Genomic DNA, 23,575 nt, shown 5'->3' with positions numbered 1-23,575 from the left:
ATCAGAAGCGCGATGCGATCCCTCAAATGAAGTTATAGCCCCTTCGAGAGGGATCAGAAGCGCGATGCGATCCCTCAAATGAAGTTATAGCCCCTCCGAGAGGGAACAGAAGCGCGGTGCGATCCCTCAAATGAAATTATAGCCCCTCCAAGAGGGATCAGAGACGCGATGCGATCCCTCAAATGAAGTTATAGCCCCTCCGAGAGGGATCAGAGGCGCGGTGTGATAGCCTAAACGGTCGGAATAGATATTTTCACATTCCCGGACTTTGAAGATGTACCGATGAAAAAAATATGCCATGTCCAAATAGCTGTATGTATGATACGATAGGTGCAAAGTATAGCATGTTGTCTTAAGGGCATACTAACGTGTAAAGCTTCAGCCTATGTTCATAAAGGAGGAAACATTGTGCTTCCAAATATTGGCATCCCAAGTCTCATTCTCATCCTGTTGATTGCTCTTTTGATTTTCGGTCCGAAGAAATTGCCGGAAATCGGCGGCGCATTCGGAAAAACGCTCAATGAATTCAAGAAGTCTACGACACAAATGATGGAAGACGATCCCCCCGAGCCCGAGCGAAAAGAAATCAATGAAGAAACGACGACACAGTCCGAAACGCATAATCAATCATAAGCATAGAAGAGCCAACGCTTGCGGGCGTTGGTTTTTTGGTTAGTGTATATATATAATGCATTAGGGTGCCAAAAACTAATGTTGAAGACCTAACGTCTTCTCCCATAACACGTTAGAGCGCCATATACCAATTGTTGCTGACCTATTGACTTATATATACCTCGGGAGCCCCTTGTTTCGCGTTTTTCACTAGTATGATTCGAATTTTTGCCTTGCTTCCGCGCGAAGATTTTTCAACTGGGGGAATTTTTTTAATTTACGATATAATGTCGTGCGACTGATCCCGAGATGTTTTGAAAGAGGAACACATCATATATAGCTACTAATATAATTTTAATTTTTCAGAAAGAATGAAAAAGTATGAGTAATATTACCTTGTAAGCTGCAAAGGAAATTATTAAGGGAGCTGAGGATGAAGCTTCAAAAGTCGGGGTTCAAATGGTTATTTCTATTTTCGACGAAGGTGGGAATCTCATTGCCACACACCGTATGGATGATGCGGTTAGCGAGTATTGATATCGCTCAAAATAAAGCGTGGATGTCAGTAGCTTTAAAAATGCCTACTTCTAACCTGGAAGAAGAAACAACCCCCGACGGGAGTCTCTATGGACTCAATACGACAAACCAAGGACATATCGTCGTCTTCGGTGGTGGCATCTGTGAATAGCAATGGTAAAATCCCCAATATAGCAGTGGAATTCCTCAGAATCAGCAGTTGAAAATTCCCCAATTTATTGACACCATTCTCTCCGAGATGAGAGAAAAATATGGTGAAGAATGGAGAATATTTCATGATTCGAGAACTGAAACAGAAGAATATACTAACTTGAGGAAGCCGTAAAAAAGAATGCGGAATTTAAAACAGCCCTATTAAAGCGGGGCGTGCAAGACCCGGATTTAGTTATGGTGGATGGTTGGGCGCCTGGTATTAAGGCGGAAGGTGAAGAAAGGCGCGTATCCCGTGCGCTATGCTTCGTGAGAATGTATGCTGGCGATAATGCCTATGCTTATCCTCTTACGGGCCTAATACCTGTCGTCGACTTAAATACTATGGAAGTTATCAGAATCGAAGACTATGGAGCAAAGCCCCTCCCGCCTATGGATGCAAGTTTTAAGTTTGAAAACTCGGATGATTTAGAGCCTCGATCGGATCTAAAACCCATAGATATTACACAACCGGAAGGTCCAAGCTTTGAAACTGACGGTCATTTCATTAAATGGCAAAAGTGGAACATTCGGTTTGGTTATACAGCCAGAGAGGGATTGGTGCTTCATCAAGTAAGTTATGAGGATAAAGGAGAAGAGCGTCCTGTATTGTATCGGGCAGCTTTATCTGAGATGGTGGTTCCCTATGGGGAAACCTCGCCTGCTCATAATTGGCAAAACGCCTTAGATGCTGGTGAGTATGGAATAGGACAACTTGCCAATTCATTGACGTTGGGGTGTGATTGTCTCGGTGAGGTTCGCTACTTCAATGCTGTCATGGCAGACGGTAAAGGTGATGTGCATACAATCCCTAATGCGATATGTCTTCATGAGGAGGATGATGGAACAGCATGGAAGAAGACAGATTGGAGGACTGACGAAGGAGAGGAACGACGCTCACGACGTTTGGTTCTGTCGTTCTTCGCAACAGTGTTGAACTACGATTATGGATTCTACTGGTATTTTTATACAGATGGAAGGATTGAACAAGAGGTCAAACTAACGGGCATTTTGAACGTTGGTGCACTCGAAGAAGGTGAAAAACCGAAGTATGGAACAGAAGTCGCGCCACGGATAAATGGACCCATTTATCAACACTTCTTTAATTTTCGTCTTGACATGAACGTGGATGGGCAAAAGAATTCCGTTGTAGAATTGAATACAGTAGCGGAAAAAGAAGGCTCGGACAATCCAAATAAAAACGCTTTTCACCCCGTAACAACGACTTTTAAAAAAGAAAAAGACAGAGCGCAACATGGATCTTAATTCAGCCAGAACATGGAAGATTATTAATCCTAACTCTAAAAATTATGTTGGTGACCCTGTAGGCTATACACTTATGCCCGGTGAAAATTGTCTTCCATTTGCAAGTGAAAATTCACCGATAATGAAACGCGCCGGTTTTATGAATAAGCACTTGCGTGTAACCAAGTATGACCCCGGTGAATTGTATGCTTCTGGGCAGTACCCTAACCAGAGTAAACCGGGGGAAGATGGTTTAACAAAATACGTTGAAGCCAACAGGTCTATTGAAGATGAGGATGTTGTCATGTGGTACACCATGGGTGTTCATCACATTACAAGGACTGAATATTGGCCGGTTATGCCGGTCCACCACATCAAATTCACGTTAAAACCCACTGGTTTTTTTGATGGTAACTCTGCATTGGATTTACCGCGCTCCACCCCTAAAAAAGGGTCTAGTTGTCATTAAATCAATAGCGAGCTTAAGGGAATTGTAGTTTAAAAACAATTCCCTTTTCAATATCCTTTATATTTATAAAAAAATTGAAAAATGTATGGAACTAAAAATGCTCATGGAGGGCAAACCATGGAAGATTTGAACCCATCCATTTCATCTCAACCTGCGGGACATTTGAAGATACGAAATCAATTGAAAAAGCCGTTGAGGGACTCGACCGGCTCTTCTTAGTTGGACGTGATAATCCTCATCAAGTGCTCTAACATAACAATGTAATAAAAGTAGCCGAGCAAAGCGGCGTTAAGCACATTGTGAAGTTATCAGCGTTTGGAGCCTCCACAGATTCACCTATCGGATTGATGCGTTGGCATGAGGAAGCAGAAGAGCAATTGAGTAACTTCCAACATGAATTGGACGTTCCTACGTCCCCATTTATAAATGCACAATTTGTTACGTTTTGGAGATCAGGTTTCGACAAGTGGTGCCTTTTCTGCCCCTATGAGTTTTGATAAATTTTCTTTAGTAGATATTCGTGATATTGCAGAAGTAGCTGCAAAAGTTTTAATGGACGATCATCATGTTTCCAAGATATACACACTTACTGGTCCTGGTTTGATAACCTATATGGAAATTGCCGAACATTTATCAGACATCCTTAATCGACCCACAATTATACCCAGGTATCGTCAGAAGAATTTTATCAAATACTTTTGTCCAAGGGGACACCATCTTGGCGAGCACAGGACCTCGCTTATATCGTGGAAGCATATCGTGAGGATAAAAAATGCTTGATCACTAACGATATTAATGTCTTGTTAAATCGTCCCGCTCATAGTATTCAAACGTTTCTAAAGGATTATCAATCGAACTTTTAAGGCAAGAATTAAACATATATTATTCGACTTTCACCGTAGGTTCTCTCTTACTTTGAGAGAAACAGTTTCGTTTTTCCCGGCTATAGTTCCAAAGAAAGCAATTAAAAGGGATACGACCATAAGAATGACTAGAGGGGCTGTCCATCCGTGGAACCATTCTGCTATTACGCCTAGAAAAATTGGGCCGCACGCAGCTAGTATATAGCCAATAGATTGGGCCATGCTTGACAGTTGAGAGGATTCAGCTACAGTATTCGTACGAAGCACGAAAAACATCATTGTCAAACTAAATGTTGTTCCTGCACCAACACCTGCTAATAGTAAAAATACATTAATCAGTTGAGAGGATATAAGTGCAATCCCCACTAATCCAAAAAAGAAAATTAAACCAGATATAAAAGCGAGGACGCGCTGATTATTTAATTTAGAAGCAATAATAGGTATGATAAAATTTGCTGGAATTAAACCAATTTGAAAGACTGCGATTAGCCAGCCGGCTTCTTCTTGATTAAACCCTTTTTCAAGCAGAATGTCCGGAAGCCATGTGAAAAGGCTATATGGAATCAAAAATTGCAATCCCATATAAATGGTAACAGCCCATGCAATTTTGGATTTAAACAAATTGTTTTGTGGATGAGACTTTACTTCTCCAGGAACTTTTTTATTACTGGATATAATAGCTGGTAATCGCAATAGTAGTATGATTACTGCCGAAAACGACAAGATACTCCATATTTGCATGGAGTTTCGCCAATCCAAGAGCTCTAAATCGGCTAGTGGAACAGATATGCCTGAAGCAAGTGCTCCAAATAGGTTCATAGATACTGAATAAATTCCGGTCATTAGCCCAATTCGATAAGGGAAACTCAATTTTATTAAACCCGGCATAAGAACATTCCCTACAGCTATAGCTATACCAACAAGTAACGTTCCAAACAAAAGAATTGAAATTCCGCCAAGTGATCGTATAAAAATTCCAATAGACAAGATAAACATGGCTATTAATAGCGTTTTTTCCATTCCCATTCTTTTAGATAAAATGGGAACAAACGGCGAGAATAAGCCAAATGCAATAAGGGGGAGTGTATTTACCAATCCTATCAGGGCATTGGATACTTGTAGCTCTTCCCTAAATAATACCGGTCCCGATGTGTTGTCATATCCATATATAAGCACCTTTTATTATTGATGATTTGATAGATTAGATTAAAAGGTATGGCACGCTCAGTCTGGGAAAAACTCAGAAAAGCGATACCCTACCATGTCAAACAGTATATCCGATCACCCCTGTATAATCAACTCGACGAACTCGCTCCTGAAACAGAAATAACCAACTTCTTCTTAGATTCTTTCTAAAGGAAACAACAGATGTCAAATAATTTTAAACATTGGGTTGACACTACAAAGATAGTGTATTAAAGTTAAGTCAAATAAAAATAATATGAAATGGCGTTTTGAATAATGAAACAAGGTGTAGCTAAATGAATCAAAGTGTTGTTAAAGCATTGAAATTACTTGACTTTTTCTCGGATCAAGAAAAGGAATTAAGTTTAAGTGAAATCACTAAGCGTTCGGACATGTCAAAATCAACAGTATATCGATTGCTGGTATCTTTAGAAGAGTGCGGATTTTTAAGGAAGGTGAAAAATTCGGATCAAGATATTCGATACAGTCTTGGTCTGAAACTGCTCGAACTCGGGCATATCGTATCCGAACAATTAGAGTTAAGAAACGTAGCGTTACCTCATATGAGAGAATTGAGCCAAACCATTAATGAAATCGTTCATCTTGTCATATTAGACGGTGAGCAAGCAACGTATATTGAAAAGGTGGAAAGCAGTCAGGCGTTGCGTTTATATACAAGAGTAGGAAAAAGTTCTCCGCTTTATATCGGATCTGGACCAAAATTGCTGTTTGCTTACATGCCACAGGCAAAACAAGAAAGAATGCTGGAACAATTGGAAATACAACCTTTGACTCCAAATTCTCATACAAGTAAAGAGGAACTACAAAAAAATTTAAAGACGGTTTATGAACAAGGATATTCTGTCAGTCAAGGCGAACAAGACTTAGATACAACGGGTATTTCTTTTCCGATAAGAGATTACTCTGGGGAAGTAGTGGCAGTAATAACAGTGAGTGGGCCTACCACTCGTTTTCAAAAGGATAGACAACCTTTCATAAAAGAGGAAACAAAAAAGGCAGCAGATAAAATTTCTAGTAACCTGGGTTTTAAATGAGGAAAGGGTTGATGAAAGATGTCTATGATATCCAACAAGGTAGCGGATATACCACCATATGTTTTTGCGAAAATTAATCAAAAAAAAGATGAGTTAAAACGATCCGGAATAGATATCATCGACTTAGGCATGGGGGACCCCGATCTTCCAACACCAAAACCAATCACTGATAAGCTTATCGATGAACTTAATAATCCGGATAATTTCAAATACTCCTCTTTCAGTGGCTGTACTGAATTTAAAGAAGCAGTAGCTTCTTTTTATAAAAAACAATATAACGTGGAACTTAATTCTGAAACCGAGGTTCTTGCCCTCATTGGATCGAAGGAAGGCATTGCCCATCTTCCATTTGCGATCATTGATGAGAACGATTATGTTTTGACGCCTGATCCATGTTATGGCGTTTATCGAATGGCTACGTATATCGCTGGTGGTAAAAATTACGATATGCCACTAACAAAAGAGCATCATTATCAACCCGATCTATCCGTTATTCCAGAAGAAATTAAACAGAAAGCGAAGCTCATGTACCTCAACTATCCAGGTAACCCAACGGCCGCTACAGTGGATTTATCTTTTTTTAATAGAGTTCTTGATTTTGCTAAAGATAATAATATTACTATCGCTCATGATTCTGCTTATAATATGATTACTTTTGACGAATCGGCGCCTAGTATTCTTCAAGCTGACAAAGCTAAAGATATAGCTGTAGAATTTGGTTCATTGTCTAAAAGTTACAACATGACGGGATGGCGTATAGGGTATGTGGTGGGCAACCCAGAAATCATCCGATCGTTGTCTGTCGTGAAAAGTAACATGGACACAAGCCAGTTTCTTCCGATTCAAAAAGCAGCAGCCTTTGCTCTGACCGAAGATCAAAAGTATGTCCATGACAATGTTGAGGTTTATCGAAAGCGTAGAAAAGTGATGGTAGAGGGATTGAATGCTATTGGTATGAATGTGGATTCACCAAAGGGAAGTTTTTACATCTGGGCGCCTGTACCGGAGGGATACACATCGGAGGGGTTTGTTGAAGTTATGTTAGAAAATGCTGGTGTAGTTGTAACACCAGGCTCTGCTTTCGGTTCTACAGGTGAGGGTTATTTCCGTATATCTTTGACTGTGCCAACGGATCGACTACAAATGGCTGTTAAACGAATAAAAGATTACTTGCAAAAAGTAACAGCAAGAGAGGGATGATTGCAATGCCAAAAGTATCAGTTGCACAAGCCATTATAAAAATCCTGTTGAACGAAGATGTAGAAAAAGCCTTTAGTGTGCCGGGAGAGGACCAGGTGCGACAAATCTTTCAATAGGTTTACATACAGCTATGCAAGATTCTACACCCATGGTTGCGTTTGTTGGTCAGGTAAGAAGAAACGTCCGAGGAAAAGAAGGGTTTCAGGAAATTGACCTCGCAAGTTATTTTAGGGACCTCATAAAGTGGACGGTTGAAATAACAGATGCTTCGCGAGTGGACGAAATTGTGACGCAAGCCTTTCATATAGCGCAAACGGGCAGGCCTGGCCCCGTTTTGATTTCTCTTCCCGAGGATGTGCTGGATGAAATAGTAGAGGTTCACGATCAAAAACCGAAGGTGTTCGCCAAGTCAAGGCCCGATCATAAGGCGATATTAGAGACAAAGGAATGGTTGGCGTCTGCTGAACGTCCAATAATTTTGGCAGGCGGCGGCATAAGCGCAACTAAGTCATCGTTTACATTAGTACAGCTGGCAGAAAACCTTCAAATGCCAGTGGTTTCAGCTTTTAGAAGATTTGACGTGTTTCCCAACAACCATTCCCATTATATAGGGTCCTTAGGATTAGGGAGCCCGCAATACATTATTGATGCTATTCAATCATACGATGTTGTACTTGCATTAGGCACTCGATTTTCAGAGGTTACGAGTCAAGATTATACACTGTTGAACTCAGAACAGTCGCTTATTCATGTTGATATTTCTGTGAATGAGATTAATAAAAGTTATAAACCGAATTTAGGGATTGTTGCAGATGTTCAACATTTTATGACGGACTTGTTAGAAGAAAATATAAAACTTCAACATTTTGATAAGAAAAAATCACGTTTAGCATGGCTGAGAAGTCATTTTGAAAACGATTCAACAATCCCCAAAGACACATATTCAGATTTCGTGGATCTCGGCCCTATGATTGGAGATTTAATGACAGCCCTGGGGGACGATGCGATTATTACGAGTGATGCCGGGAACTTTTTTGGATGGTTAGCCAGATATTATTCTTTTAATCAAGAAGGAACCTATATAGGCCCGACATCAGGCGCAATGGGCTATGGGCTGCCAGCAGCCATTGGGTCGAAAATGGCCCATCCAGATACTCAAGTAGTAGCTTATTGTGGGGATGGCGGTTTTATGATGACCATTCAAGAACTGGAAACAGCGATTCGCTATGATGTTCCTGTTATATCCATTGTCGCCAACAACAATATGTACGAAACTATACGCATGCACCAAGAAAAAACGTTTCCTTATAGGGCCATAGGAACGGATTTAAGTAACCCTAGCTTTGCCTAATATATCAACCATATGGGTGGTCATGGAGAAATGGTTGGACAGAACGAGGATTTTCTCCCCGCTTTACAAAGAGCGATCCATTCAAGAAAGCCTGCCGTCATTGAAGTGGCCATTGATCCAGAACAAATAATGGTTGAAAAAACCATTGAAGATGTAAGGGCATAATATTTCTTATTTTCTATTTTTAGCGAAGTGGAGGGAAGCAGCATGTCAAGCATTCGTGTTGGGGTTGATATTGGTGGAACATTTACAGACATAGTGATTCTAGATGAAACGGGAGACAGATATTTTGGGAAAACGTTAACGACATATCCGGATCCCTCTGCCGGTTTTATAAAAGGGCTTGATGAAAATCTTGAAAAGTATGGTTTCTCTTATAATGACATTACAACGATCATACATGGAACAACGTTGGTCGTAAATGCTTTGATTGAACGAAAAGGGGTAAAAACAGCACTGATTACAACGAAAGGTTTTCGCGATCAGATAGAAATTGGAAATGAAAACCGTTATGACTTATATGATCTTTTTATAGAAAAACCAACCACCCTCGTGCCAAGAAGCTCAAGGTATCCTGTTACGGAAAGAATCCTGAATGATGGAACGATATTAACATCTTTAGACGAAGCTGAAGTGAAGGACATATTTAAAAAGGCTGATGCGCAAGGCGTTGAAGCTGTCGCTGTATGCTTACTGCATGGCTATAAAAATGACATTCATGAAAAAAGAATTTATGAAATTGCTCAGGAAGTGGCACCTCATATTAGGGTTTCCTTATCTTCGGAAGTATCACCGGAAATTCGGGAGTATCAACGCGCGTCTACAACGATTGCTAATGTCTATGTACAGCCGCTTGTTGAACAATATCTTACCAAATTAGAAAGTGATTTAATAGACCGTGGATTTAATGGTCAGTTTCATTTGATGCTTTCCGGTGGAGGTACCTGTACGATCGAAACGGCTTGTCGCTTTCCTATTCGCATTTTAGAGTCAGGGCCTGTGGGTGGATCTATAGCTGGTGCTTTTTACAGCAAATTATGTGATTTTGACAATCTGCATGTCTTTGATATGGGTGGAACAACAGCCAAAGCCAGTTTAGTCGATAATGGTGAGCCACTAATCACCAACGAGTTCGAAGTTGGGCGAGAACATCGCTTTATGAAAGGAAGTGGCATGCCTGTCAAAGTACCGGTTGTTGAGATGATTGAAATCGGAGCGGGAGGTGGAAGCATTGCCCATATTGATCGGATGGATCTTTTAAAAGTAGGGCCGGAAAGTGCAAGTTCTGAACCGGGCCCAGCGTGTTACGGGAAGGGTGGCACACAACCTACCATTACCGATGCCGATTTAATCCTAGGATACTTGAATCCGGACTATTTTTTAGGTGGAGAAATGCATCTGGATGTGGAGGCTGCTTACAGGGCGATCGAAGAAAAGGTAGCGAAACCACTTGGGCTTAATCCGGTAGAAGCAGCCCGGGGAATACACCGGGTAGTTAATGAAAATATGGCGAGTGCCGCGCGGATTCACGCCGTTGAAAAAGGGAAAGACATACGAAATTATCCATTGTTTGCTACAGGAGGAGCGGGTCCAGTCCATGTTTGTAATGTAGCGCATATTCTTGGTGTATCTGAGGTCATTTCTCCTGTTGGTGCAGGTGTTTGCTCCGCCTTTGGTTTTCTGTCATCCCCGCTTTCATTTGATTTTGTGCGAAGCTATTCTGGACGGCTTGATCAGCTAGACCTCCGAGAAGTGACACGACTTCTTAAGGATATGGAAAATGAGGGTGAATCCATACTTAAGCAATCAGGCGTTAAAGATGCTGATATGAAAGTGATCCGCACTTGTGAAATGAGATATGCCGGTCAAAATCATGATATTACCGTACCCATTCCAAATGGAGAAATAAATAGCGCCTCGATTCAAACGATACAAGAAAATTTCAAACAGCAATATGAAAAATTGTATTCAGAGGCAAGTGAAGGCGTGCCTATTGAAACGGTGAATTGGCGCGTGGTGGTTCAAGGACCACACCCGGAACTTTTCATAAATTCTAGCGATGAGAAACTCGAAATGAACCCTCCAGTAAAAAATAAACGTGACGTTTATTTCAATGAATATACCGACTACAAAATGACCCCTGTGTACGACCGGTCGACATTAACGCCAGGTGTCGAGATACCTGGGCCGGCAATTATTGAAGAGAAAGAATCAACGATGGTGGTGACACCAACTTTTAAAGTCAGTGTTGACCGTTATTTCAATTTAATCTTAAACGCAAAGGTTGATGCCATATATGATGACAAAGACAGGAAACAACAACAATATGTTTGACCCTGTTCAAGTAGAGGTTATGTGGAATCGTCTGATTACAAACTTAGAGGAGCAGGCGAAAACACTGATCAGAACATCATTTTCCAATATCCTTTCAGATGCCGGTGATTTATCTGCAGGGTTATTTGATAGCCGTGGAAATATGATCGCTCAAGCTAACACGGGGACACCTGGACATATTAACACAATGGCTTTAGGGGTCAGGCATTTTCTAGAAAAATTTCCGCGGGAACGTTTAGGTCAGGGTGACGTTCTTATAGGTAACAACCCATATGAAATTTCAGGTCATCTTCTTGATGTTACTATCGTTACCCCTGTATTTTACGATGCTAATTTGATTGGTTATTTTGCATCTACATGTCACGTTACGGATATAGGTGGTCGAGGATACAATCCAGAGGCGGAGAGTATATACGAGGAAGGTGTCCATATCCCCTATATGAAATATTATTATTCTGGGCAGCTAAATGAAAGTTTGCAAAGCATCATCGAAACAAATGTACGAGCGCCTTTCGAGGTGTTGGGGGATTTGCGCGCTCAAGTTGTAGCTCAGGAGGTAGCCATTAGACGATTACTTGAAATGTTGGAAGAGTTCAGTTTAACAGAGATCGATACATTAGGTCGAGAGATTATTCATCGATCTGAAAAAGCGATGCGTAAGGCTCTGACTGATATTCCTGATGGGGTCTATGGAAATGAGTTATATACGGACGGTGTAGCTGAACCGATAAAAATCAAATGTTCCGTTTCCATCCAAGGTGATGAATTTACGGTAGACTTTACGGGTTCATCACCGGCAAGTTCGAAAGGAGTAAATGTAAGTCTTTACTATACATTAGCTTATGTAACTTACGCTATAAAGGCAGCGATTGCGCCGGATATTCCCAACAATGAAGGAAGTTTTCGTCCTGTACATGTCGATGCTCCTGAAGGCTCTGTTCTCAACGCCTCACATCCTATGCCAACAGCCGCTCGACACATTATTGGGCACTTTGCGCCTGTGTGTGTCCTAGGCGCGTTATATTATGCCATCCCTGATGCAACGATTGCTGAAGGTGCAACCTCCATTTGGAGCATGCAAGTATATGGGGAAGATTTACAAGGAGAGTCTTTTTCCTATGTAACGTTCAGCACTGGGGGAATGGGGGCTCGCCCGACAAAAGATGGGCTATCCGCAACAGGCTTTCCGTCCGGTGTTCGCGGAACGCCTGTGGAAATCATTGAAAGTAATTCACCGCTAGTGATTTATCAAAAGGAGCTTCGACCGGATTCCGGTGGAAGTGGAAGATATCGCGGAGGGCTTGGTCAAATTATTCGCTTTGGTGTGCGTACCTATAAACCATGGCATTTCCCAACCATGTTTGACTGTATGAACTATCCACCTCGGGGACTAGCTGGTGGTAAACCTGGAGCAAAAGCGGAGGTGTTACTAAATGATCAAACCTATTTAGAATCCAAGCGTCTCTATACGTTTGATCCCGAAGATACTGTTACTTTAAAACTTCCAGGTGGAGGTGGTTATGGGAAGCCTGAAAAACGTGAACCAGAGATGGTTAATTTTGATGTTGTGAATGGTTACATTTCTTGGGATACAGCAGAAGCAGATTATGATGTTGTTGAAGAAAAGTATCAAAGGATTAGTCATTAAAGCTGCCTGAAGTGTAGATCAGGATTGCATGTACTGCATCTGTTGATAGATATTTGGTCGAAATGCCCATTATTAGCATCGTTGAAAATCCAAACATGTATCTAAAAAAACCTAAACGAGGGGGTATCCCGGATGGAAAAACTAGTGGTCAAAAGCTTTTCTATGCTAGTGATTGTTTCTTTGGGACTTATAGGTTGTGGTGATGATGATGTGGAGGGTGATTCAGAAACTGTTGAATTGTTAACGAACACTGAGTACCCAGAAGATAGTAATCAAACTGAAATCCTTCAGAACTTTAGTGAGGAGGTAGAGGAAGCAACCGATGGCGAAGTAGTAATTGACGTTGCATCAGGAGGTAGCTTAGGTTATGACGGAGAAGATGCGCTACGAGCTGTTCGTGACAATTCGGTCCCTGTTTCCTATTTTATAGCCGGCGATGTAACAGGAGAAGAATCTTTGTTCGGGGTAGTGAATTTACCATTTGCATATTCTGAGCTTGAGGACTCTCAGGCAATGTCAGAAGTAACAAAACCGCACCTTAATGAACTCCTTGAAGAAGAATGGAATCAAAAACTCCTCTATATTTCACCTTGGCCATTTTCAGGTTTCTGGACGCAGGATGAAGTGCAGTCACTTGGAGATCTTGAAGGAATGGATATGCGTGCATATGATGAAATGAGTACACAAGTAATAAACGCAGTGGATGCCGCGCCAAATAATCTCCCATTTGGTGAGGTGTATTCAGGATTATCCACTGGTGTTATTGACTCTGTTTTAACTTCTGCAGAGACAGCAGTGGATGGCAGCTTTTGGGAGGTGTTGGATTATCATATTCCGGTTAATGTCTTAGCAGGATGGGGTGCTGTTACAATTAATTTAGACGAATGGAATAGTTTAGATAGCGAGATGCAAGATGCTGTTGTTCAAGCTGCTGAAAAAGTAGAGGCAGATGCCTGGGATGCTGTGGAGGATCTTGATGAACAAATGATTGATACAGTGGAGGAGAACGGTATTGAAGTATTAGAACCAAGCGAGGAATTGATGGATGATTTAGAAGAAAGTACTGAAGAAATAAGAGAGAATTGGTTGGAAGAAAATCCTGAAGCTCAGGAAATTGTAGATGAATATGAAGAAGTTGTAGATCAATAGTTGGTCAATAATTTTTAAAATACAGGCAACTAAATAACAAATAATTTAGTTGCCTTCTTACTATGGTGGTGAAAAAGCTTGGAAAAGATAACCCAATTAATAGATCGTATTTCTTACATATTCGGAATGGTTGCTGGATGTACGATGTTATTAGGAGTCGGCTTAATAGTGGCAGAGATACTTGTTCGCAACCTTCTTAATGGGACGCTTTACATTACAGGTGAGTACACTGGATACCTCATGGTATCTATAACTTTCTTAGGTTTGGCATACACCATGAAAGAAAAAGAACATATTCGCATTACTGTTATTCACAAATTTATAAAAAGTTGCAAGAAACGTCTTTTTATTGATATCTACGCAAACATTGTGGGGCTAGCTATGTTTCTTGTCGTGATAATCGCAACTACAAATCTCTTTTGGAACTCCCTCGTTACTGAATCACAGTCTGGACAGGTATCAGCTACTTACCTTGCTATTCCACAATTTGCATTGCCTTTAGGAGCAGTTCTTATAACATTACAATTTGTGTCAGAGATAATTAAATTAATCCTAAAGCTACGCAGAAGTGAATTTTCAACTGATGTTATTGATACAGATTAACTTTAATAGCAATTTATAATAATAAATGAATAGGGGGGAATGGGTTTGGACATTACAATAATCTCTTTGTTAATACTTGCCTTTTTAATTTTATTGTTAGGGAGTAGTGTTTGGATTGGTATTTCTTTATTATTAGTAAGTACCGGAAGTTTATTAATCTTTACGGATACTCCGCCAACACAAATATTAGCCGATATTCTATGGAATGACGCAAATGATTACACTATGTTTGCTCTCGCAGGATTTATATTTATGGGTGAAATTATGCTACGTAGTACAATGTCAAAAAATCTCTTTAAAGGGTTAGCACCTTGGATGGCATTGTTACCAGGCAAATTATTTCATGTTAATATTGCAGGCAGTACCCTGTTCTCGGCTGTGAGTGGCTCATCTGCAGCAACCACTGCCACCATTGGCAAAATAACTTTACAGGAACTATCCGCACGCAATTATAATCAAAGTCTGAGTCTTGGATCCCTTGCGGGAGCCGGAACCTTAGGCTTTTTAATACCACCTAGTCTTATAATGATCGTATATGGTATTACAGCAAACGTTAGTATTGGTCAACTATTTTTTGCTGGTGTTTTTCCAGCAATTTTGCTTGCTTTTTGTTTAAGTTTCTATATAGCAATACGCAGTATAATTAATCCTAATTTAGCTCCAGAGAAAGAAAAATTCACATGGAAAGATCGTATTGAAAGCCTTCCTTTATTTCTACCAATTGTTCTATTAATTACCTTTGTATTAGGTAGCATTTATACTGGTTGGGCTACCCCCACTGAATCAGCAGCGCTTGGTGTAGTTGGTGCATTATTATTTGCTGTAATCTCTCGAAGTATGACATTTAAGCAGTTTCAGGACTCCATCTTAGGAGCAATTAAAACAACTACTATGATAATGTTGATTGTCGTATCAGCCTCATATTTGTCAGTAGTTTTTGGACATTTACGTATACCAGCTGAATTAACTCAAGTTGTTGCTTCACTTGAGCTATCAGGTTGGCAATTACTTCTTATCTTAACTATTTTGTACATCTTTATGGGCTTTTTTTTAGATGGATTTTCAATTATCGTTATGAGCTTACCTCTGGTCCTCCCATTAATTGTAGAAGTAGGATTTAGTCCTCTTTGGTTCGGTATCTACTTGGTGCTTTTGATTGAAGCGGCTCAAATTACTCCTCCTGTAGGATTTAATTTATTTGTCATTAGTGGTCTGTCGAAGGTAGATGTACTTAGAATAGCACTTTATGCCCTGCCATCTTTCTTAATCATAATGTTAGTTGTGATCATTATTTATATATACCCTGAAATTGTACTCTGGCTTCCTGGTTTTGTAGAATAATTGATATTTGAACATTTCTTTTTGTGGGTTTTCACAATGTCGAAAACGATTACGCGCGCAGAAGCCGTCATGGCCATCAATCATTTACATGAACCATTTGTATAACGAGCGAAAAAACACTCAGTATTAGAAGAGTCCAAAAATGATGGTAAACCAAGGGTGTACCAAATTGGAAAGTAGGATTTTCTTATACAAACAATCTCGGTAAAGGAAGGGGAGTTAAATAAATTAAGTGGATTGTTACTGAATCGAAAACTTAGAAAGGACAAAAAATTGGATATATGACCAATTTATCTCCAATAAAAAATAAAAAAAAGTATTTCCAAAGTGCAGATGATCCTAATTATTTGCTCATTGCAGGGGTTTTATTGGTTGCATTTAACCTAAGACCGGGAATCACGTCTGTTGGCCCCATTATACCTATTATTAGAGAAAGTACTGGCATGGCCAATAGTACAGCTGGATTGCTAACCACTATTCCTCTTCTATCATTTGCTGTGTTCTCTTTGGTTGCTCCAAAATTAGGTGTTCGTTATGGCAATCATGTTTCTATTTTCGTGGGTCTTATTATTTTAGGGGTAGGGATTTTACTAAGATCTACGGGGATAATCACTGCTATTTTTACAGGGACGGCCTTAATAGGTGTAGGCATTTCTATATGTAACGTTCTCTTGCCTGGTGTTATTAAACTTAGTTTTCCTCAAAAGGTAGGTTTGATGACAAGCTTATATATCACATCCTTGAATTTATTTGCATCATTTGGTTCCGGATTGAGCGTTATACTATCTGAGACTCTCGGTTTAGGTTGGGAATTATCATTGTCTTTTTGGGCAATAGTAACTTTTTGGGCAATTTTGATTTGGATTCCACGGTTAAAAGAAGACAAAAAAATAGCTAAAACTTCTATAATACAGCGGAGGATAAAATTTTCAGAGTCCGTTTGGTCTTCGCCGTTGGCTTGGTTTGTAACCCTTTTCATGGGTATTCAATCTTTTTTTTATTTTTCTCTCATCACATGGATCCCCGACGTTCTTAGTGAACTGGGATTGACTTTATCTTTGGGAGGTGGGTTAGTTTTTCTTTTACAATTAGTAGGCATCCCTTTCAGTTTTGTAGCACCGATTCTTGCTGAAAAACTGTATAACCAAAAACCCATCGTACTAGGCATTGGTTTTTTTTATATCCTTGGCTTTCTTGGCATCTTGTTTTTTCCGAATATAGTCATCATTGTCATTAGCATAATTTCTGTGGGGATAGCTCAAGGGGGGGCCCTCAGTCTTGCGCTTGCATTTATAAGTTTCAGGTCTTCCAATAACCGTGATGCATTGGTACTTTCCGGTATGGCTCAATCTATTGGTTATTTTCTGGCATCGATCGGTCCGATATTTATAGGCTATTTATACGATGCTTTTCACACATGGACACCGTTTCTTGTTCTTTTATGTGTAATGTCAATATTGATAGTGATGTTCGGATTAAAAGCAGGTGAGAATAAGCATATCTTTCAGTATAGTGATGTGCAACAGAGTAATTAGTGTCAAACTAACCGATTTCATTAGGAAGTCACTTCATCGCTCCAACGATAATTTTAAGTATCCCAAAGCCAAATCAAACTATCTTAGAATAAGGGAAAGAGGTATTGTTAATGGATTTACTAAAAGAGCAATTTTAAAAACTCGGTGCAGAAAATGCACCCGGATAAGAAGGGCAAGTGTTAATTTTACGATAATTAATGGGTGTGAATATACATTACATATTTAATTATTCAAAAAGTATTGAATTGAGTGATGAAAGCGGATACAATATAAAAACACCCTCGCTTTATGAAATGCCTTTTCAATATATGAAATAAGATTATTTTTAAAATTATTATCGAAATGAGGGGTAACGCATGGTACACAAAGCTGACATCATCATTATTGGTGGAGGCGTCATAGCATCAAGTATAGCCTATAATTTATTAAATGATGGTTATGAAGAGGAAATTCTCATCTTTGAGAAGGATCGAACCTATGAATTTTCTTCCACGCCGCGAAGCGTCGGAGGGATAAGACAGCTATTTACAACAGATATCAATATTCAAATAAGTCAATTCAGCCATCAGGTGTATAAAAATTTTGCTGATACCATGGCAGCCAACGATGAGAAGGCTGAAATAGATTTTAAACAAAGAGGGTATTTACTGTTGGGCACGGAAGCAAATATTCCTTATTTAAATGAACATTTAAAGGTTCAACATAAGCATGGAGTGCCCTCTGAATTACTAAATAAAGAAGACTTGTTAAATATCATACCTGAATTAAATACTGATGATCTTGCAGGCGGGCTGTTTTGTGCCGAGGACGGTTATCTGGATCCATACTCTGTAATGCAAGGGTATATCAAACAATCCAAAAAAATGGGAGCAAAATATATTTATGAAGAGGTGGATACTATTCTAACTGATCACAATGAAGTGACAGGGGTTCGTCTCAACAATGGACAAGAGTATAAAGCGAATGTCGTTATAAATTGCGCTGGCCCATGGTCGGGCTACCTAAGTGAAAAAATAGGGTTGCCATTACCTATTGTTCCTTTGAGAAGACAAGTATTTCAATTTGATTCGGAAAAACCGTTAAAGAAAGGTCTTCCTTTAACGGTCGATCCTACAGGTGTTTATTTTCGTCATGAAGGAAATCAACTACTTTCGGGCTTTGCAGAAGATACAAAACCGGGTATTGATTTTAGATGGAAACGCTCATACTTTATTGACCAATTATGGCCGGTTTTAGGTAATCGGGTTGAAAATTTTGAAAAGGTTAAAGTGACTAGCGGTTGGTCCGGATTGTATACGCATAACACGAAAGATCAGAATGCGATTGTTGGGAAACATCCTCAGCTCGATGGCTATTATTTGGCTTGTGGTTTTAGTGGCCACGGGATGCAACAAGCTCCGGCTGTCGGTAAAGGTTTGGCTGAGCTGATCAGCAAGGGAGTCTATGAAACTATTGATTTAAGACCTTTAAGATTTGAGCGATTTAAAGAAAATGATTTAGTGATTGAAAAGGCCATTATTTAAACATCTATTTGATGGTGCAGAAAGGATGATTATCATGAGACTACAGGACAAGGTGGCCATAGTAACAGGTGTGGGCCAAGACATTGGTGAGGAAATTGCAAAAACGTTTGGGGGGAGGTGCCAAAATTGTTGTCGCTGAACTTAACGAGGAAACAGGTTCAAAGGTTTCGAACGAATTAAGGGCTTCTGGTATCCCCCACGGAATGGACCACTCACCTCCGAGTGATTTGTAGTGTACTGAGTATCCCTATAATTCTAGAATAATACAAAAAGCGCTCAAAGCAACTTATTTCATAACGTTTTGCCTTGAGCGTCGCGAAAGGCATGGTTATATTTATGAATAAAAGGAAGAAAAGAAGTTTCCTCGCAGAACCAGGGGGTAAATTACTTTGGGTGTTGATAGCTGTAATTGTACTCGTTTTTGCTTGGTGGCCCACGGATATCTACTTCTATGAAATATCGTTAGTTGGTTGGCTCATGTTTGGTTCATTATTTATTTGGTTATTGTTGACCATTATTTATGTTCGATGGATGGAATCGATTGAAGATGAAACATTGGATGAGAAGGACGAAAAGGAAAATGACATAGCATAACGAAGACACATAGGAGGGACATATGATATGCAAGTTACAGAAACTATTATTATTGTCATTTATTTGATAGTTGTAATCCTTATGGGGATTTACTTTTCTCGACGAGCGTTATCCACAGAAGATGATTATTGGGCTGCCGGTCGCCGAATAAATAGCTTTGTAGGAGCTTTTGCCTTGTTTGCCGCTCTAGCAAGTGCCAGTTCATTAATGGGAGCAGTAGGTTCTGGGGTCGAGTTTGGTCTCCCGTTCTTTTTTGCCTATGGATTTGGAGCAATAGGAATACTCCCATTACTGCTATTTGTTGCAGCTGGACAATTGAGGCGTTCGGGAGTTCGTACGCTACCTGAATATTTCTCGAAAAGATACGGGCAATCTGTACAAATTATCGCAGCAGTAATTGTTGTTATTAGTATGACATTTTATATGGTTCCACAATTAACAGCGTCAGGCTTGATAGGCCAATATGTACTTGGTATTGAATATACTACCGCTGTTATTTTAATTGGTGCGAGCTTTATTTTATATGCAGCTATAGGTGGGATGTGGGCGATCACTTATACGGATTTAGTCCAAGGTATGCTTATCGTTGTAGGATTATTTGTTTTAGCTGTTGTTATATTCATTGATCATGGTGGATTTGGATCGTTAGTACAGTCCGCTCTCGCTGTGGATCCGGATTTTGGAAGTGTGCAACTTGGCTGGATGTCATATTTTGGGATTTTTATCTCTTTCCTGTTTTTCGGAATTGTCTCACCATCTGCTGTGATGAGAAATTTCACGTCTACCAGTGCAAAAATCGCAAGACGAACAGCATTGGGAGCTTGCTTCCTGTATTTATTAGTATTCGTGTTTGGGCTCTTTATAGCCATCGCCGGAGTCAACCTTGATATACTAGGAACGGTGGATAACACAGATATGATCTTTATAGCTGTCATTGAGCATTATCTACCCTCGATTCTTGCCGGGATTATGCTTGCAGGTTTGATTGCTGCCATTATGTCTTCTGCAGATGCAATGCTCCTTGCTGTTTCCGCAGGTGTAGCGCAAGATATTTATAAGGGTGCGATTAATAAGAGGGCAAAGGAGAAAACCGTTACTATAATTGGGCTTATTTGTATGCTAATAGCGGGTTTCATTGGTTTACTCATCGCCTTGGAACCTCCTCAGTTAATCGCAATTATGGTTGGATGGGTAGGTGGTGCTTTATTATCTACATTTGCCTTTCCAGTGATTCTGGGAATTTGGTGGAGTCGAGCGAATACACCGGGAGCAATTGCCGGTATCCTCGGTGGAGGTATTACTTTTCTTGTCCTGGTGACAACCCCAGGAGAGCTTGTTTCCGAGCCCATTATTGCGGCACCTGTTTCACTTATGCTAATGATTGTTGTTAGCTTGCTTACTAAATCACCATCTGAAAACATCAAGAAACAAGTAGAGCTTAATTACACTCGTATAAAGGATGACATGTAAAAAAGATAGATTTATGAGGAGGAACAAAACCAATGCTAACAGAATCACAAATCAATGATAAAGTAACTATGGAAGATGTAATGTCCGCAATTGAACATTTTTATCAAACCTCTTCTGTAGAAGAGGCACTCATCCCTGAACGTATGCATATTGAAGATAAAGAAAATACGGCTTTGCTAATGCCGGCCTTTCACGGAAACTATCATGCAACAAAACTTGCAAACGTTGCCCCCGGGAATCCGGAACGTGGCTTGTCCACAATTCAGGCTCTCGTTATTTTGGCGGATCGCCAGACATTGCAAACACTTGAGATAATGGATGGGAATACGATTACGGCGTTAAAAACAGGAGCAGTTGGCGGACTGGGCATGAAATATATGGCTACGGCGGAGAGCAAAACCTTGGGAATCGTCGGTACTGGTATTCAGGGCTGGAGCCATTTAGAAGCTGCACTTGTGGCTAGACCGATTCAAAAAGTAATTTTGTATAATCGTACCAAGGAAAAAGCAGTAAATTTTAAGCATAAGATAGAAGAGAAGTACCCTGAGGTGGCTGTCTGTATTTCTTCTTTAGAAAATCTAATCGAGAAGGCAGACATCATTGTTACAACAACAACTTCAAAAACTTCTGTGATACCAGAATACGACGAAAAATTGTATAAAGGAAAACTCATTGTTGGAGTTGGATCTTTCCGACCGGACATGCAGGAAATACCAGATTCATTATTACACGCTTGCATGCATTGGGGTATCGATTCTCCTACTGGTTTAAAAGAATCCGGAGACATGATACGGGCCGGGCAATTAGGTTTATCAAAAGATGATGTAATGAGTCTCGATGCACTTTGTAATAGCGATGAACGTAAAACAATAACCGGAGTGAGCATCTTTAAATCCGTTGGCATGTCACTTTTTGATCTCCTCACAGCCCAGGCTATTTATGAAAAAGAAAATAATTGAAGCATTGGGAGTATAGTTAATAACGAGGAGAGGTGAAACCAGGTGGAAAAAGAGATTCACGTGATCCAAGGAAAAGAAATGATTGCAGAAGAACAATTAGTTTCATTTGTCTATAAAAATCTCGGGTGGCGACAGAAAAGAAGCATGGCTCGTAGAGCAATCAATCAATATATCAAAGAAAAACATTATTTCTATCACCCCTTGTGGTTAATTAAGTTGCTCGTTATTGCAGAACGAAAGCCTTTTCCACCGCGCGTTACACCTAATATGGCTTTTGTTGATGCTTTATCAGGATATAGAGGTTTATTTACAAACATTCCGCCAACTGAACAAAAATTAGTGCAAGGCGGTGCTTTGGTTGCTCCTAAGATAGAAACAGAAGACCAAGTGGGTAAATATGTAGAACAAGTGCAAAGAAATATCAATCGAAAATATTTACTAAAAAAGCCAAAATATGAAATTAAAGATACTTTTCTTGTTTATCTTCCCTTATGGTTTGCTGAGCTGGAAATCGAAGGCCGAAAACAATCGTTCATTTTTAATGTTAATACAGGAGAATCAGAGGAGTATATGGCAAGGCTCTGGGAGAGTTCGGAATGGAAGTTGGTGTGACAATAAGGTTGGTGCTACTTTTCTTTCTAATGATGAATGTACAATAATTTATACATACTATGTATATTTTTATTTACAAACCATTGAGATGAATAATGTAAAGTGAGAGTAATGAAGACATGAGGGGGTTTCTTAATAACCTTATGTTGGAATGAATTTTGCATTATTTTAGTTATGAAATATATTTTATTGAGAGGAGCTTGATTTATGGCTAAATTTGAGGGTGTTTACGTAGCCATTCTTACCCCCTTTACAGAAGATTATGAAGTGGACTTTAATCGTTTAAGGGAAATTACAGACTGGATGATCGGGGAAGGGGTACAAGGTATCGTACCTACTGGTTCTCTCGGTGAATATGCAACGATGACCACAGAAGAAAGGGCTTCTGTTGTAGAAACCATTGTTGAGGTAACAGCCGGGCGTGTTCCTGTAGTGGTTGGTACGGGGGCTCCTTCTACAGCACAGGCTGTTTATTGGGCACAGCATGCGAAGGATTTAGGTGCTGCCGGTATCATGGCTTTGCCTCCAATCAATTATAACGCTTTGGAAAATGAAGTCATTGCTCACTATGAGGCATTAGCGGAAGTTGATATTCCGATTATTGCCTATAATAATCCTCGTGACTATAAGATCGATTTAACACCTACGTTGTTGAAGAAGATTTCCAAGTTCCCTCAAGTGATTGGAGTTAAGGAATTTTCGGGGGATATTCGCCGGGTTCATGATATTCTTGATCAAACGGACCTTGAAGTCATGATAGGACTGGACGATCTAGCTATGGAAGGAGCCCTATCTGGTGCTACAGGTTGGATTTCTGGTGTTCCTAATGCATTGCCTCGGGAAGGCGTGCAGCTGTTTGAATTAGCTCGTAAAGGAAACATTCGAGAAGCGTTACCATTGTATAGGGAGTTACTTCCCTTGTTCCACTTAGATGCGAGTCCACAGCTCGTCCAATATATTAAACACATGATGACTTTGGCCGGACAACCAGTAGGGCCTTCTCGACCACCAAGACTGCCTTTGGATACAGAAAGTTATAGGGTTGTTGAAGAAGCGTTCAAACGTGCAAAGTCTCAACAATCCGTACCAAGATAATAAGGA

Annotated in this window: 18 protein-coding genes and 3 pseudogenes; 19 read left to right on the top strand and 2 right to left on the bottom strand. The window is 40.0% G+C overall.

Translation table 11 applies throughout. The features are described from left to right. Window positions 1-408 precede the first annotated feature (408 nt). Window positions 409-633, top strand: coding sequence for a twin-arginine translocase TatA/TatE family subunit (gene tatA / locus BLS58_RS14150; RefSeq protein ID WP_176764767.1), 225 nt, complete (start codon window positions 409-411; stop codon window positions 631-633). A gap of 189 nt (window positions 634-822) precedes the next feature. Here the strand turns inward: tatA and BLS58_RS18430 are convergent. Beyond that, window positions 823-927, bottom strand: a pseudogene (locus BLS58_RS18430) (helix-turn-helix domain-containing protein); the annotation flags it as partial. 99 nt (window positions 928-1,026) lie between these two features. Between BLS58_RS18430 and BLS58_RS14140 the strand changes: the two are divergent. Both BLS58_RS14140 and BLS58_RS14135 read left to right on the top strand, forming a co-directional pair. Then, window positions 1,027-1,291, top strand: a pseudogene (locus BLS58_RS14140) (GlcG/HbpS family heme-binding protein); the annotation flags it as partial. Window positions 1,292-1,515: 224 nt separating this feature from the next. After that, a pseudogene (locus BLS58_RS14135) lies at window positions 1,516-3,052 on the top strand (primary-amine oxidase). Window positions 3,053-3,945: 893 nt separating this feature from the next. Here BLS58_RS14135 and BLS58_RS14125 read toward each other — a convergent pair. After that, complete coding sequence (locus BLS58_RS14125; protein ID WP_245723185.1) at window positions 3,946-5,091, bottom strand: CynX/NimT family MFS transporter; 1,146 nt, start codon at window positions 5,089-5,091, stop codon at window positions 3,946-3,948. Between the two features lie 305 nt (window positions 5,092-5,396). Here BLS58_RS14125 and BLS58_RS14120 point away from each other — a divergent pair, with 305 nt between their 5' ends. The 16 genes from BLS58_RS14120 (at window position 5,397) to BLS58_RS14050 (ending at window position 23,569) form a co-directional block, all read left to right on the top strand. Next, entirely contained in the window at window positions 5,397-6,155 is a 759-nt protein-coding gene (locus tag BLS58_RS14120) for an IclR family transcriptional regulator (protein ID WP_090399442.1), read from the top strand. An 18-nt stretch (window positions 6,156-6,173) separates the two neighbouring features. Next, window positions 6,174-7,355 (top strand): LL-diaminopimelate aminotransferase, encoded by a 1,182-nt coding sequence (locus BLS58_RS14115; protein ID WP_090399441.1) that lies wholly within the window; start codon window positions 6,174-6,176, stop codon window positions 7,353-7,355. A 130-nt stretch (window positions 7,356-7,485) separates the two neighbouring features. Beyond that, window positions 7,486-8,706 carry a thiamine pyrophosphate-dependent enzyme gene (locus BLS58_RS14110; protein WP_090399440.1) on the top strand — a complete coding sequence of 407 codons (1,221 nt, stop codon included), beginning with the start codon at window positions 7,486-7,488 and terminating at the stop codon, window positions 8,704-8,706. A 30-nt stretch (window positions 8,707-8,736) separates the two neighbouring features. Next, the gene (locus BLS58_RS18215; RefSeq protein ID WP_281241017.1) at window positions 8,737-8,871 is read left to right on the top strand and encodes a hypothetical protein; all 135 of its coding nucleotides are present in this window, start codon (window positions 8,737-8,739) and stop codon (window positions 8,869-8,871) included. Window positions 8,872-8,913: 42 nt separating this feature from the next. Next, window positions 8,914-11,040 carry a hydantoinase/oxoprolinase family protein gene (locus BLS58_RS14105; protein WP_090399439.1) on the top strand — a complete coding sequence of 709 codons (2,127 nt, stop codon included), beginning with the start codon at window positions 8,914-8,916 and terminating at the stop codon, window positions 11,038-11,040. Continuing rightward, window positions 11,003-12,688: a hydantoinase B/oxoprolinase family protein gene (locus BLS58_RS14100; RefSeq protein WP_176764764.1), complete on the top strand. Its 1,686-nt coding sequence runs from the start codon at window positions 11,003-11,005 to the stop codon at window positions 12,686-12,688. The genes BLS58_RS14105 and BLS58_RS14100 overlap by 38 nt, the downstream gene beginning before the upstream one ends. Before the next feature lie 132 nt (window positions 12,689-12,820). Further along, a complete protein-coding gene (locus BLS58_RS14095; protein ID WP_090399437.1) occupies window positions 12,821-13,837 on the top strand; it encodes a TRAP transporter substrate-binding protein in 1,017 nt (338 codons plus the stop codon). Window positions 13,838-13,915: 78 nt separating this feature from the next. Further along, window positions 13,916-14,440 (top strand): TRAP transporter small permease subunit, encoded by a 525-nt coding sequence (locus tag BLS58_RS14090; protein WP_090399436.1) that lies wholly within the window; start codon window positions 13,916-13,918, stop codon window positions 14,438-14,440. Between the two features lie 45 nt (window positions 14,441-14,485). Continuing rightward, a complete protein-coding gene (locus tag BLS58_RS14085; RefSeq protein WP_090399435.1) occupies window positions 14,486-15,781 on the top strand; it encodes a TRAP transporter large permease in 1,296 nt (431 codons plus the stop codon). A gap of 281 nt (window positions 15,782-16,062) precedes the next feature. Further along, a complete protein-coding gene (locus tag BLS58_RS14080; RefSeq protein ID WP_090399434.1) occupies window positions 16,063-17,316 on the top strand; it encodes a CynX/NimT family MFS transporter in 1,254 nt (417 codons plus the stop codon). 356 nt (window positions 17,317-17,672) lie between these two features. After that, a complete protein-coding gene (locus BLS58_RS14075) occupies window positions 17,673-18,839 on the top strand; it encodes an NAD(P)/FAD-dependent oxidoreductase (RefSeq protein WP_090399433.1) in 1,167 nt (388 codons plus the stop codon). Window positions 18,840-19,232: 393 nt separating this feature from the next. Next, window positions 19,233-19,433 (top strand): hypothetical protein, encoded by a 201-nt coding sequence (locus BLS58_RS14070; protein ID WP_245723184.1) that lies wholly within the window; start codon window positions 19,233-19,235, stop codon window positions 19,431-19,433. Between the two features lie 27 nt (window positions 19,434-19,460). Beyond that, entirely contained in the window at window positions 19,461-20,903 is a 1,443-nt protein-coding gene (locus BLS58_RS14065) for a sodium:solute symporter family protein (protein ID WP_090399432.1), read from the top strand. Between the two features lie 32 nt (window positions 20,904-20,935). Next, window positions 20,936-21,862 carry an ornithine cyclodeaminase family protein gene (locus tag BLS58_RS14060; protein WP_090399431.1) on the top strand — a complete coding sequence of 309 codons (927 nt, stop codon included), beginning with the start codon at window positions 20,936-20,938 and terminating at the stop codon, window positions 21,860-21,862. Window positions 21,863-21,904: 42 nt separating this feature from the next. Beyond that, window positions 21,905-22,474, top strand: a complete 570-nt coding sequence (locus BLS58_RS14055; protein WP_090399430.1) for a hypothetical protein — start codon at window positions 21,905-21,907, stop codon at window positions 22,472-22,474. Window positions 22,475-22,681: 207 nt separating this feature from the next. Beyond that, entirely contained in the window at window positions 22,682-23,569 is an 888-nt protein-coding gene (locus tag BLS58_RS14050) for a dihydrodipicolinate synthase family protein (RefSeq protein ID WP_090399429.1), read from the top strand. The last annotated feature ends 6 nt before the right edge of the window (window positions 23,570-23,575 follow it).

This window comes from Natribacillus halophilus, from assembly GCF_900100185.1.
Classification (GTDB): domain Bacteria; phylum Bacillota; class Bacilli; order Bacillales; family Marinococcaceae; genus Natribacillus; species Natribacillus halophilus.
This window is presented reverse-complemented; position numbering and strand designations above follow the sequence as displayed.

Coding starts and splice junctions, on each gene's coding strand:
- BLS58_RS14120 (WP_090399442.1), top strand. CDS start 5,397: ATGAATCAAAGTGTTGTTAAAGCATTGAAATTACTTGACTTTTTCTCG.
- BLS58_RS14115 (WP_090399441.1), top strand. CDS start 6,174: ATGTCTATGATATCCAACAAGGTAGCGGATATACCACCATATGTTTTT.
- BLS58_RS14110 (WP_090399440.1), top strand. CDS start 7,486: ATGCAAGATTCTACACCCATGGTTGCGTTTGTTGGTCAGGTAAGAAGA.
- BLS58_RS18215 (WP_281241017.1), top strand. CDS start 8,737: ATGGTTGGACAGAACGAGGATTTTCTCCCCGCTTTACAAAGAGCGATC.
- BLS58_RS14105 (WP_090399439.1), top strand. CDS start 8,914: ATGTCAAGCATTCGTGTTGGGGTTGATATTGGTGGAACATTTACAGAC.
- BLS58_RS14100 (WP_176764764.1), top strand. CDS start 11,003: ATGATGACAAAGACAGGAAACAACAACAATATGTTTGACCCTGTTCAA.
- BLS58_RS14095 (WP_090399437.1), top strand. CDS start 12,821: ATGGAAAAACTAGTGGTCAAAAGCTTTTCTATGCTAGTGATTGTTTCT.
- BLS58_RS14080 (WP_090399434.1), top strand. CDS start 16,063: ATGACCAATTTATCTCCAATAAAAAATAAAAAAAAGTATTTCCAAAGT.
- BLS58_RS14075 (WP_090399433.1), top strand. CDS start 17,673: ATGGTACACAAAGCTGACATCATCATTATTGGTGGAGGCGTCATAGCA.
- BLS58_RS14065 (WP_090399432.1), top strand. CDS start 19,461: ATGCAAGTTACAGAAACTATTATTATTGTCATTTATTTGATAGTTGTA.
- BLS58_RS14060 (WP_090399431.1), top strand. CDS start 20,936: ATGCTAACAGAATCACAAATCAATGATAAAGTAACTATGGAAGATGTA.
- BLS58_RS14050 (WP_090399429.1), top strand. CDS start 22,682: ATGGCTAAATTTGAGGGTGTTTACGTAGCCATTCTTACCCCCTTTACA.